The sequence below is a fragment of the Agrobacterium sp. 22-3639C2 genome (assembly GCF_053522105.1).
On sequence record NZ_JBNWDB010000007.1, the window covers coordinates 152,226 to 164,523 of the forward strand.

Sequence of the window (12,298 nt, forward strand, 5' to 3'; positions counted from 1 at the left end):
GCCCACCGGTGGCGGCCAAACTGAAAAAAATGGCCTCGGTCGTCATGAAATGCGACGTTTACGGCAGGGAAAAAGGTTCAGTGGTCATACCGCCGGCGCGGATCGTCACCCGGGTATTTGGCGGCACCGCACACCACGGGGTGCAATCGAAGGAAAAGGGTTCCGAGCTTAGCGCGATGCCCTCTTCAAGCCCGCGCCAGTAAAGCGTTGGCGGCTTGTCGTCGCTTGACCAGCGGAAGGCGTGCAGGCAATCGCCATCCATCAGCACGGCGCTGAACCGCAACGCGGAAGAAACACCCGCCGCGATCATCTTTTCCAGGCAGAGGCGCAGCGCGGTGGAAATGGCCCGAACTGGGTCCGCATCAAGGTCGTGGCCGGCGGCAATCAGGAAGATGGCTTCGCTGTCGCCGGTGCCGCGCCGGGCGGAATAAATATCATCGGGTATGAGGGAATCAATGTCGCGCCTGATCTGCTCGTAGCCGCCGATCTGGCCGTTATGCATGAAGAGATATTGACCATGCGCAAAGGGGTGGCAATTGGCACGGGATACTTCGCCTGATGTGGCGGAGCGGACGTGGGCCATGAACATGCCCGAGCGAAGCTGGTGGCAAAGGGCGGCCAGATTGGCGTCGGACCAGGCGGGTCTGGTGTCGCGAAAAACGCCGGGCGTTCCGCGCTCGCCATACCAGCCAAGACCGCAACCGTCGCCATTGACGACGGTTTTAGCTTCCCTTGCGGCCATGGACTGGCTGACCAGCGACGCTTCCGGCTCGATCAGAAGACTGTCGAGCCAGACCGGTTTACCGGAATAGGCAAAAAGGCGGCACATTCATGCAGCTCTGTTCAGGGCCTTGTTTCCGAGCGCGAAGCCGACAGCGGCCTGGGCGTGAATGGCGGTCGAATCGTAGCCCGGCAAAGGCAGGGCATCGGGATCGATCAGCAGGGAAATTTCGGTGCAGCCGAGAATGACGGAATCGACGCCGAGCGCACGCGCTTTCTCGATGACCGACATGTAGCGCTCGCGCGAGCACGACTTGATCTCGCCCTGGCACAATTCGCCAAAAATGATGTCGTGGATGGCGGCCCTGTCATCCGCATCGGGCACGACCACATCGACGCCGTGGCGGCGCATGCGGTCGGTGTAGAAGCCATGTTCCATCGTGTAGCGCGTGGCGAGCAGAAGCGGCTTGCGGCGTCCATCCGCCTTCAATGCGGTGGCAGTTTCATCAATGATGTCGATGAGAGTGACGCCCGACATTTTTTCAACGGTTTCCGCAACGAGGTGCATGGTGTTGGTGCAGATCAGCACACAATCGGCACCCGCATTGGCAAGACGCGCACCCGCAGCGCCCAAAAGCGCGCCGGCCTCATCCCAGCGGTCAGCCTTCTGAAGGGCGACAACCTCGGAAAAATCGAGCGAATGCATGACGATATCGGCCGATACGAGCCCACCGCGGCTGTCACGAACGGCCTCGTTGATCATGCGATAATAGGTTGCGGTGGATTCCCAGCTCATGCCGCCGATCAGACCGATCCGTTTCATAGGCGTTCCCTTATAAAAGTTTGATTGATGACAAGAATGCCATTGCCGCGATGAAAACGGCATGCGTTTTTTCAGGGATTTAGAAGGCAGATTGCAAATTCTGGGCGTGCATTATGCTCAGCTCGCAAATTTCTTGCGTCACTACGTTAACCGGTGCATTCTGAAACAATGATTGACGACCGTGACCGCCGAATCCTTGCGATTCTCCAGGAGAATGCAGAAACACCTCTCGCCGATATCGCGGATGAGGTGTCGTTATCGCTTTCCGCCTGTTCCCGCCGTATCACGCGTCTGCGTGCGGAAGGATATGTGACCGGCACGATGGCGCTGCTCGACCGGCGGAAAATCAACCTGCCGACCACGGTTTTCCTGCTCGTGAGAACCGGCCTGCATGCGGAGGACTGGCTGGACCGGTTCCATGCCGCCGTCAGCACCATACCGGAGATCGTCGAGGTGCACCGGCTGACCGGCAATTTCGATTATATTCTGAAACTCGTGCTTCCAAATGTCGAATATTACGACACCATCTACAAACAGATCCTCCGGCGGGTCGAGCTTTACGACATGTCCGCCTATATCTCCATGGAGACGGTGAAGCTGTCGTCTTCACTCCCGACGACGCATATCTGATCGCAATATTTGGTCTTTTTTCAGCGCTCGGCTTCAAAACGGAAACCAAAGCGGAAACTTCGGGTCTCGCCCGGTTGAAGGGTGATGTCCGCTTCAAGTTGCGGCTGGTTGAAAGCGTTTGTCGGTGTTTCCACAGGTTCGAGCGCGATGGATTTTCGCCTGTCGCGGGCAAGCGTATCGCCGGTAAAGACATGCATGTGGCCGCGCTCCTGCCAAACGGTCAGGCTCGAACCATCGTTCCGGTTTTCGATCCTAGTCTCGTAAAGCCCGTTTGCGGATGGGATCAGATCGGTAAAGCAGACATCCAGCACATGGCCTGCGAGCGGCGCGGCAGAAAGAAACGCTGCATCGTCCCGTTTGAGAATGCCCGTCTCACTGTCGGTGAGTGGTATCAAATTCTCGTCCGTTTCGATCGCTGTTCGCGACGGTAGGGTGAGAAGGAGATCGTCGATGGAGGATATGCCGGGCAGACGGAAATAGGGATGCCAGCCGGCCGCAAAGGGCAAAGGCCGGTCGTCGCCATTGATGCCGCGTATATCGATGGTAACCGCATGGCCGGCAAACCGGTATTCCACCTCGATGGCGAGATGGTAGGGATAGCCCTTGAATTCGGCCGGCAATATCTCGGCACGAAAGACGATAATGTGCGCGTCGTTTTCCTCGAAAGATCGGTCGAGGGCGAAGGGCAGGGCACGGGCAAATCCGTGGAAGACGAGGTCCTCGTGGGCAAGCACCGGCTCGATACGGTGCATCTCCCCGCCAAATTTAAATTGGCCCTGAGGAATGCGATTGGTGAAGGGGGCGAGAATGCCGTTTCTCACGCCGTTCTGCGACTGCAATTCCTGAAGCGACGAATAGCCGTCGACAAGGTTTTTTGCATTGCCATCGGCAAGTCGTGGCCGCCAGCTCAGAAGGGTCGCGCCCTCATAAGCGATCTCGGCGCTGAAGCCGTTTCCGGAAACGGTCAGGCTGGCAATCCCCGTGCCTGTTGCGGAAGTGGTCATCGGGAAATTGTCCTTCATGCAAGCGTCTGCGGCCGTCGGGCCGATTGCGCCGCCGATTCGCCCGATCATCTTCGCTGCGGAGACATTTCGCAATGGCCATGACGGTGGCACACCTTAATGACCTCGCGTCAGCTCGGCCTCTAAGGTTTTATTGCCCTGGCCACGGCGCAAATCATTCCGTGAAGGTGCGTTTCGCGCCGGTGAAAAATTCCATTAGGGCGGCCTGATCCTCGCCGCCAAGTCCCGCCGCTGTCAGCATGCGGTGCACCTCGGCGCAAACCGCCGTCAGCGGCATGGCCGTGTTGGTGCGTCGAGCCAGATCCTGCGCGCCGTTCAGGTCCTTGACCATATTGTCGATGCGGCCAGTGCGGCGGTAATCCTTCGCCACGTAACGTGGCATATATTCCTGAAGGATTGCGCTGTCGGCGCGGCCGCCTTTCAGCGCCTGCGGAATTTTGGCGGCATCGACGCCGGCATCCAGCGCAAGCTGCGTTGCTTCCGCTACGGCAAGGAAGTTCAGCCCGCAAAGAACCTGATTGATGAGCTTCGTCGTCTGGCCTGCGCCGCTTGGACCCATATGGGTGTAGTTGCTGGCCACGTGCCGCAGCACGCGATGGGCATCGGCCACATCCTTTTCGGTGCCGCCGGCCATCAGGGTCAGTTGCCCGACGAGTGCCTTCGGCGCGCCGCCGGAAAGCGGGCTGTCCACCCAGCGCAGCCCCTTTTCAGCCGCATCCGCCGCCAGTTCTTTTGTCGCTTCCGGATCGATGGAGGACATGTCGATGATCAGCGTGCCGGGCCTGGCCCCCGCCGCCACGCCATCTTTGCCGAAAACGGCGGCGCGGACGATTTTCGGCGAATTGAGGCTGAGGATCACGACATCGGAGAGCGAAGCCGCTTGCGCCGCCGTCTCGGCGCTATGCGCACCAAGGCTGGTCAAAGCCGCCACCTTTTCCGCGTCCAGATCGAAAACCGTCAGGTGATTGCCGGTCTCGATCAGCCGCGTACCGATCGCGCCGCCCATCGCGCCAGCGCCAATGAGGGCGATTTTGTTCTTCTCGGTCATGGTGCTCACGGTCTCCTCCCAAAGCGTCGTGGTTACGGCTTCTTCAAAGCGAGGCGGTAATGCCGCCGTCGACGTAAAGAATATGTCCGTTCACGAAAGACGAGGCATCGGACGACAGGAAAATGCAGGCGCCGACAAGCTCTTCGACCTTGCCCCAGCGGCCGGCGGGCGTGCGTTTTTCAAGCCATGCTGAAAACGTCTCGTCTGCCACCAGGGCCGCGTTGAGCGGCGTGTCGAAATAGCCCGGCGCAATGGCGTTGCACTGCAGGCCATATTTCGCCCAGTCCGTCGCCATGCCCTTCGTCAGATTGCCGACGGCGCCCTTGGTGGCGGTGTACGGCGCGATACCGGGGCGGGCAAGAGCGGTCTGGACGCTGGCGATGTTGATGATCTTGCCACGTCCACGGCTGATCATATGACGCGCGACGGCTTGCCCTGCGTGGAACACCGAGGCGATGTTTGTCTGCAACAGGCGCTCGAAGGCGTCCGCCGGAAAATCCTCCAGCGGTGTGCGGTGCTGCATGCCGGCATTGTTGACCAGAATATCGATGGGGCCGACTTCCGCCTCGAAACCGTCGATGGCCTTGCGCACCGCATCATGATCGGTGGCATCGAAGGCGAGCGTCTTGGCACCCTTGATTCCTGCGGCGGCTGCTTTCAGCTTTGCCTCGTCGCGGCCGTTCAGCACCACTTCGGCTCCCGCCTCCACCAGGCCCTGCGCCAGCGCAAAACCGATGCCCTGCGACGAGCCGGTGATCAGGGCGCGGCGGCCGGAAAGATCGAACAAATTAAGGCCCACTGTTTCCTCCAGTCTCTCGACATTGCTTTCATGCCGGTTTATGTTATCGATAACATTCATCCCTTTCAGACGTGGATGTCAAGGCTTAAACGCCTGTTTCCGGTACGCAACATGCGCGCGGGGAGGCTGCAGGGCGGCGGAGACGCGGCCGGCGGCAATGATTGGGATAGGGATTATTTTGTTGCGCCGTTTAAGGCGCGATATCGAACGGGAGATATTTATGAGAGCGATTGTCGCCCACGGGGCAAAGGATGTGCGCATCGAGGAGCGGCCGGAGGAGGCGCCGGGGGCAGGAGAAGTGCGTCTTCGTCTGGCTCGGGGCGGGATTTGCGGCAGCGATCTTCACTATTACAATCACGGCGGTTTCGGCGCGGTACGGCTTCGCGAACCAATGGTGCTGGGACATGAGGTCTCCGCCATTGTTGAGGAGCTGGGCGAGGGCGTCGAGGGGCTGAAGGTTGGCGGTCTGGTCGCGGTTTCGCCGTCCCGTCCGTGCAGGACCTGCCGCTTTTGCCAGGAAGGCCTGCACAATCAGTGCCTCAACATGCGCTTTTATGGCAGCGCCATGCCGTTTCCGCATATTCAGGGCGCTTTCCGCGAGGTTCTCATCGCGGATGCCCTGCAATGCGTTCCGGCCGACGGTTTGAGTGCCGGTGAGGCAGCTATGGCGGAACCGCTGGCGGTAACGCTGCATGCCACCCGCCGCGCCGGCGATTTGCTCGGAAAACGCGTGCTCGTCACCGGCTGCGGCCCCATCGGCATTCTCTCCATCCTGTCTGCCCGCCGTGCCGGTGCCGCTGAAATCGTCGCGACCGATCTTTCGGACTTCACGCTTGCCAAGGCGCGGGAAGCGGGCGCGGACCGCGTCATAAACAGCAAGGATGAGCCTGATGCGCTGGCGGCGTACGGCGCGAACAAGGGAACCTTCGACGTTCTCTATGAATGCTCCGGTGCCGCCGTTGCACTGGCGGGCGGGATTACGGCGTTGCGTCCGCGCGGCATCATCGTCCAGCTTGGCCTTGGTGGCGATATGAGCCTGCCGATGATGGCGATTACTGCCAAGGAACTCGATCTGCGCGGCTCTTTCCGGTTCCACGAGGAATTCGCGACGGGCGTCGAACTGATGCGCAAAGGCCTGATCGACGTCAAGCCGTTCATCACCCAGACGGTGGACCTCGATGACGCCATCTCGGCCTTCGAATTTGCCTCCGACCGCAGCCGCGCCATGAAGGTGCAGATCGCTTTTTCGTAAGCGCCTGTTGCGCACGCCGGTTTGTCGACGTCTTGATCGGCGGTGGATTAATCCCCGCCGATTTTTCACGCGCGCGCTTCCATCTACAACATGACGTCTTTGATGTTATCGATATCATTTCGTGCGTCGCGGGCCGGGAAAGTGTGCCAAAGGGCGCAGCCCTGATCCCCGGCAGACGCGGCCTCTTCTGATTTGCACATATTGACGCAGGTCAAAAAGGTGATTTGCCGCTTGCCATTTTTTGCTTTATCGAAATTTCAGAAATTACTGAAAATACAGGAAGCAAAGAAATGCCCACCAATCTTTCTCCGCTCGTTCAGTCCTTCGTGCTGCATTTCGGCGAGATGGGCAGCCGCTGGGGCATCAACCGCACGGTCGGCCAAGTCTATGCATTGCTTTACATTTCACCGCAGCCGCTCTGCGCCGACGACATTGTCGAGGCGCTTGGCATTTCCCGTTCCAATGTGTCGATGAGCCTGAAGGAGCTTCAGGCGTGGAACCTTGCAATTCTCAAGCATTTCCCCGGCGACCGGCGCGATTTTTTCACGACGCCGGAGGATGTGTGGCAAATTCTGCGCACCCTTGCCGAAGAGCGCAAGAAGCGCGAGATCGACCCGACACTCAGCGTGCTTCGTGAAATCCTGATGGAGAAGCCGGAAAACGAAGAGGAGCGGCATGCGCAGAAGCGCATCGATGAGATGAAAACGCTGATCGAGCAGCTCACCGGCTGGTATGACGATGTGAAGAAGCTGGAGACGGAGCGGTTGGCTTCGCTTCTGGCACTCGGCTCGAAGGTCACGAAGCTTCTGGAGGCCAAGGACAAGATCGTCTCTCTTGCCAGACCCCGTACCAAGAAGGACAGGTGAGGAGATCGTCCGTGAGCATGTCCGCAGAAATCCGGCAATCCGCCAATGGCGATGATGCAGACTGTCCAGTTCCAGCGGCGGTCTCTCCCGACAAGGCACGGCGGCGCTTCTTCGGTAAATCCGCCAATGACAAGGGTGTCGGTACGGCGGAACTCGCGAAGGCACCCGCGGTAGGAAGATCGGTCGCCCTGCTGCATGTCCTGCCGGCTCTGCTCTGGTTGCCCCAGGCGGGTTTGCTTGCATTTTCGGTCGGAAACATTGCCGACGGTGCGCCGATGACGGCAATCCTGCCGGCGGCCGTGGCTGTTCTCGTTCTCGGTCTCATCAAGGCATGGCTGGAAAAAGTTGCCGCGAGACTGTCGTTTCGCGCCGCGCGTGCCGCCCTTTCGCGGCGGCGGCTGCAAGCGCTTCATGCCGTTGCGGAGGTGTCGCCGCTTGATCTGGCGCGCACGGCCTCCGGCGAGGCGGCAAGCGTCATCGCGGAGGCAGCCGAAGCGCTGGTACCTTATCTCTCCAGGTTCCAGCCTGCGCGGATGAAAGCTACCATTGTCCCCTTGGTTTTCGTGCTGGCAATCCTGCCATTTACCTGGATTGCGGCGCTTGTTCTGCTGCTTTCCATGCCCACTATCCCGCTTTTCATGGCGCTGATCGGCTGGCAGGCGAAGGCTGCCAGTGAAAAGCAGCTGGCCGAGACCGGCAACATGAATGCTTTCCTGCTCGATCGCCTGCGCGGCCTGGAAACGATCCGCGCACTGGAAGCCGTTGATCTGACCGCTGGACGCCTGCGGACGGACGCAGAGAACCTCAAGAAGCGGACGATGGCTGTCCTGCGGATCGCCTTTCTGTCCTCGGCGGTGCTGGAGCTTTTCGCTGCCCTCGGCGTTGCCATGACAGCCGTTTATATCGGTTTCCATCTGCTCGGTTTTCTCGATTTCGGCGCGTGGGGCGAGAAGCTGACACTTGCCGAGGGGCTGTTCATCCTGCTTCTGGCGCCTGCCTTTTTCGAACCGCTGCGGGAGTTGTCCGCCGTCTGGCACGACCGCGCAGCCGGCGAGGCGGCGCTGGGCGCGCTCGACACATTGACGCGGGCTGGCAAAGCCATCGTGGGTGAGGGTAAGGAGGTCGCAATGGCCCCTTTTCCAACGCCCGGTCTGGTGGAGTTGGCTAATCTCTCCTTCGCCTATCCGAATGCTCCGCCTGTCATTCGGAATCTAAATCTTACGGTCCAGTCAGGCGAGACAGTTGCGATTCTTGGGCCTTCCGGCTGTGGTAAATCCACTGTACTCTCCTTGATTGCCGGCTTGGCCGAGGCTGACGGCGGTACAATAGGGATCGGGGGCGTAACGCTTGGTCATGCGACGGCCGATGGACTGCGCAAGACAATCGGCTGGGTCAGCCAGAAGCCGTTCTTTTTTGCCGGTTCCCTGAAGGCGAATATTCGCTTTGGCCGCGCCGGTGTCAGCGAAGGCATGGTCGATGAGACGCTGCGCTGCACCGGGCTGGATGCATTGTCGAAAGCACGCCGGCATCTGCCTATAGGAGACGGCGGCTACGGTATTTCGGGCGGGGAGGCGGTGCGCCTCGCCATTGCGCGTGCTTTCGCCGATCCGGCGACGCAGCTTGTGCTGGTCGATGAACCGACAGCGCATCTTGACCGGGAGACGGCTGCGCTTGTCACCGAAAACCTGCTGCAACTCGCAAAAGGCAGGACATTGATCGTCGCAACCCATGATCCTGTGCTCGCCGCGCGCATGGACAGGGTCGTGAATATGACGACGATCCATTCGAGGGGGCAGTCATGATCGCGCGTTTTGCCATATTGAAACCTGTCATTTCCCTGTTCTGGTCGGCACGTCGCGGCATGCTGCTCGTTGGCGCGGTTCTGGCAGCAACCACGGTGCTGGCGGGTATAGGCCTTCTCGGCGTTTCCGGCTGGTTCATTACTGCGACCGCGATTGCCGGTCTGGTCCCTGCGACGGCCTATGCTTTCGACGTCTTTGCGCCATCGGCGGCCATCCGTCTGCTGGCGTTGTCACGCACCGCTGCCCGTTATGGCGAACGCATGACCACCCATGAGGCGACGCTGTCCGTGCTTGCAGCGCTTCGCGAAAAGCTGTTTCGTGGCTTTGCCGCACCGCAGGCGGCGAAACATCTGGAGGCGAGGCCCGCCCGCCTGCTGAACCGGCTGACTGCGGATATCGACGCGCTGGATTCGCTTTATCTGCGCGTGCTGGTACCCGCCGCCGTCGCAATCCTCGCCGCAATCGCAACAGGCATCGGTCTTGCCCTCCTCAATCCGCTTGCGGGCGTTCTGGCGGCCCTCTTCCTCATTGCGGCGGGTCTTGGCATTTCAGTGCGCTCGGCGTTGACGGCGGAAAAATTTGCGCGTCGCCGGGCAATCGGGCTTGAAGCGCTTCGTGCCCGCACGGCGGACTTGGTCAACGGGCAGGTGGAATTGCTCACGACTGCCCGTCTCTCCGCGCAGGTTGCGGCGATCGAACGGGCCGACAATTATCTGCTCGCTTGCGATGACCGCTTGAACCGGATCGAAACCAATGCCGGTTTTTCATTCGGCATCTCAGCGGCGGTTCTTTTGAGTGCGGCTCTCCTCGGCATGGCCTGGCTTGCGGAGCAGGACGTTGTGACCGCGCCGACTGCCGCCCTCGGCCTGCTTGTCTGTTTCGCCGCGCTGGAGCCCTTCACGGCGCTGCGCCGTGGTGCAATGGAACTCGGGCGCACGCTTTTTTCGGCAAGACGCATTGCGCCGCGTCTTTCCGCTGAAGCAGCCGCCAACTGTCCACGCGTGCCTGCCATGGGCCTGGTGGCTGAGCTTGATGGTGTGCGGCTGGAGCGGGATGGGAACGAAAATCCTGTCCTGACGAATATCAACCTTGCAATCGCCGCCGGAGAGACGATTGCGATTATCGGCCCGAGCGGTGCGGGCAAGACCAGCCTCATCCAGTTTCTGGCTGGTGAAGTGCAACCGGCGGCGGGCAGGGTCAGCGCTTTGCCTTGCTCGCTCATGACGCAGAGAAGTCAGCTTTTCCGAGACAGCATCGCTGATAATCTGAGGCTGGCAAAACCTGCCGCGACCGAGCGTGAACTGTGGGATGCACTGCAATCGGCAGGCCTTGGCGAGCATGTCAAAACCCTCGCCGCAGGGCTGGATACGAGACTTGGCGAGGCGGGGCAGGGTCTCTCCGGCGGTCAGTCACGACGGCTCGCCCTTGCCCGTTTCCTTCTACGCGACAAACCACTCTGGCTTCTAGACGAGGTGACGGAAGGGCTGGACGGCGAAACCGCCCGTGACGTGCTCGGCCGGTTGTTTGCAAGGGCGGAAGGCAAGACTGTCGTGATGATAACCCACAATCGCCGTGAGGCGGAATTTGCCGATCGCATCATCGTGCTGAGAGAGGGGCGCCAACTTGATCAATGTCAAAGCGGCACCCCGGAATACGACGTAATGCTGCAAACATTGCGTCCGGACTGAGTGATTTTTTCAGGGCCGGCGCCGTTTCGTAACAGAAGGCCGGCCTTTCCTGAAAGGTGGGGTAAAAACATGGAACTCGACATCGTGGCGATATCGCGCCTGCAATTCGCTGTTACCGCTTTATATCACTTTCTATTCGTTCCCCTGACGATCGGACTGTCCGTGGTGATCGCCATCATGGAAACGGTCTATGTCATGACCGGCCGCACCATCTGGCGGCAGATGACGAAATTCTGGGGTACATTGTTCGGCATCAACTTCGTGCTTGGTGTTTCCACCGGCATCGTCATGGAATTCCAGTTCGGCATGAACTGGAGTTATTACAGCCACTATGTCGGCGATATCTTCGGTGCGCCGCTAGCGATCGAAGGGATGATGGCTTTCTTTCTGGAAGCCACCTTTGTCGGTCTGTTCTTTTTCGGCTGGGACAAGCTGTCCAAGCTCGGCCATCTCATCGCAACATGGTGCGTGGCGATCGGCTCGAACTTCTCGGCGTTGTGGATATTGATCGCCAATGGCTGGATGCAGAACCCGACGGGATCGGCCTTCAACCCCCAGACCATGCGCATGGAGGTGACGGATTTCTTCGCGGTGCTGATGAACCCGGTCGCCCAGGCGAAGTTCGTGCACACGGTTTCTGCGGGTTATGTCACTGCCTCCATCTTCGTGCTCGGCGTTTCCGCCTGGTACGTGCTGAAAGGCCGCCATGTCGATCTCGCCAAGCGGTCTATGACGGTTGCAGCTTCTTTCGGCCTGGCTGCTGCACTGTCGGTCGTCGTGCTGGGTGATGAAAGCGGTTATCTTTCGACCGAGCACCAGAAGATGAAGCTCGCCTCGATCGAAGCCATGTGGGAAACGGAACCGGCACCCGCCCCCTTTACCGCCATCGGGTTTCCTGATCAGGAAGCCCGGGAGACGCATTTCGCCGTGAAAATTCCGTGGGTGATGGGCCTTATCGGCACGCGCTCGCTGGACACGGAAATCCCCGGTATCAACGATCTGGTGGAACTCGCAAAGACCCGCATCCGCGATGGCATCAAGGCCTATGATGCGCTGATGCAGATACGTGCCACCGGCAAGGGCGCGGAACTGCCCGAAGAGGTGCGTGGCACCTTTGCGGAACTCGGCCACGAGCTTGGTTACGCCCTGTTGCTGAAGCGTTATGTCGACGATCCGCGCCAGGCGACGGAGGAGCAGATTGCCAAGGCCGCCGCCGATACCATCCCGCATGTGCCGACGCTGTTCTGGGCGTTCCGCATCATGGTCGGTCTTGGCATGTTCTTCATCCTGTTGACGGCGACCTTCTTTTATCTCTCGGCACGGCGCCGGCTGGATCACTATCCGTTCTTGCTGAAGGTGGCCGTCTTCGCCATTCCGCTGCCGTGGATTGCTGCGGAAATGGGCTGGGTGGTCGCGGAATTCGGCCGTCAGCCATGGATCATCGAAGGCGTGCTGCCGACGGCCGCCGCCGTCTCCAGCCTCAGCGCTTCAACGGTTCTGATTACGCTTCTCTGCTTCATCGCCATCTATACGGTGCTGTTCATCGTCGAAATGGGGCTGATGCTGAAGGCGATCCGCAAAGGGCCGGATCCGGATCACGAGCCGGAAGCGCCGCTCGTTCCTGAAAAACTCGTCGCTGCGGAGTAAA

Annotated in this window: 11 protein-coding genes; 6 read left to right on the forward strand and 5 right to left on the reverse strand. The window is 60.0% G+C overall.

Features of this window, described 5'->3' with window-relative positions:
* Positions 1–58: 58 nt before the first annotated feature.
* Positions 59–829 carry a class II glutamine amidotransferase gene (locus ACQZ6D_RS25740; RefSeq protein ID WP_111802031.1) on the reverse strand — a complete coding sequence of 257 codons (771 nt, stop codon included), beginning with the start codon at positions 827–829 and terminating at the stop codon, positions 59–61.
* Positions 830–1,543 (reverse strand): aspartate/glutamate racemase family protein, encoded by a 714-nt coding sequence (locus ACQZ6D_RS25745; RefSeq protein WP_065663244.1) that lies wholly within the window; start codon positions 1,541–1,543, stop codon positions 830–832.
* A gap of 168 nt (positions 1,544–1,711) precedes the next feature.
* On the opposite strand from ACQZ6D_RS25745, the gene ACQZ6D_RS25750 reads away from it, so the two are divergent.
* Positions 1,712–2,173 (forward strand): Lrp/AsnC family transcriptional regulator, encoded by a 462-nt coding sequence (locus tag ACQZ6D_RS25750; protein WP_003498392.1) that lies wholly within the window; start codon positions 1,712–1,714, stop codon positions 2,171–2,173.
* Positions 2,174–2,193: 20 nt separating this feature from the next.
* On the opposite strand, the gene ACQZ6D_RS25755 is transcribed toward ACQZ6D_RS25750, so the two are convergent.
* The 3 genes from ACQZ6D_RS25755 to ACQZ6D_RS25765 form a co-directional block, all read right to left on the reverse strand.
* On the reverse strand, positions 2,194–3,177 hold the full coding sequence (locus ACQZ6D_RS25755; RefSeq protein ID WP_013762077.1) for an aldose 1-epimerase: 984 nt from the start codon (positions 3,175–3,177) through the stop codon (positions 2,194–2,196).
* 172 nt (positions 3,178–3,349) lie between these two features.
* The gene (locus ACQZ6D_RS25760; RefSeq protein ID WP_013762078.1) at positions 3,350–4,243 is read right to left on the reverse strand and encodes an NAD(P)-dependent oxidoreductase; all 894 of its coding nucleotides are present in this window, start codon (positions 4,241–4,243) and stop codon (positions 3,350–3,352) included.
* 43 nt (positions 4,244–4,286) lie between these two features.
* Positions 4,287–5,042, reverse strand: a complete 756-nt coding sequence (locus ACQZ6D_RS25765; protein WP_025595224.1) for an SDR family oxidoreductase — start codon at positions 5,040–5,042, stop codon at positions 4,287–4,289.
* Positions 5,043–5,262: 220 nt separating this feature from the next.
* Here ACQZ6D_RS25765 and ACQZ6D_RS25770 point away from each other — a divergent pair, with 220 nt between their 5' ends.
* The 5 genes from ACQZ6D_RS25770 (at position 5,263) to ACQZ6D_RS25790 (ending at position 12,297) form a co-directional block, all read left to right on the forward strand.
* Positions 5,263–6,294 (forward strand): L-idonate 5-dehydrogenase, encoded by a 1,032-nt coding sequence (locus tag ACQZ6D_RS25770; RefSeq protein ID WP_004431840.1) that lies wholly within the window; start codon positions 5,263–5,265, stop codon positions 6,292–6,294.
* 290 nt (positions 6,295–6,584) lie between these two features.
* Positions 6,585–7,160: a GbsR/MarR family transcriptional regulator gene (locus ACQZ6D_RS25775; protein ID WP_111802072.1), complete on the forward strand. Its 576-nt coding sequence runs from the start codon at positions 6,585–6,587 to the stop codon at positions 7,158–7,160.
* A 17-nt stretch (positions 7,161–7,177) separates the two neighbouring features.
* The gene (cydD, locus tag ACQZ6D_RS25780; RefSeq protein ID WP_111802030.1) at positions 7,178–8,962 is read left to right on the forward strand and encodes a thiol reductant ABC exporter subunit CydD; all 1,785 of its coding nucleotides are present in this window, start codon (positions 7,178–7,180) and stop codon (positions 8,960–8,962) included.
* Positions 8,959–10,650, forward strand: coding sequence for a thiol reductant ABC exporter subunit CydC (gene cydC, locus ACQZ6D_RS25785; protein ID WP_111802029.1), 1,692 nt, complete (start codon positions 8,959–8,961; stop codon positions 10,648–10,650). The genes cydD and cydC overlap by 4 nt, the downstream gene beginning before the upstream one ends.
* A 69-nt stretch (positions 10,651–10,719) precedes the next feature.
* The gene (locus ACQZ6D_RS25790) at positions 10,720–12,297 is read left to right on the forward strand and encodes a cytochrome ubiquinol oxidase subunit I (RefSeq protein WP_448730418.1); all 1,578 of its coding nucleotides are present in this window, start codon (positions 10,720–10,722) and stop codon (positions 12,295–12,297) included.
* The last annotated feature ends 1 nt before the right edge of the window (position 12,298 follow it).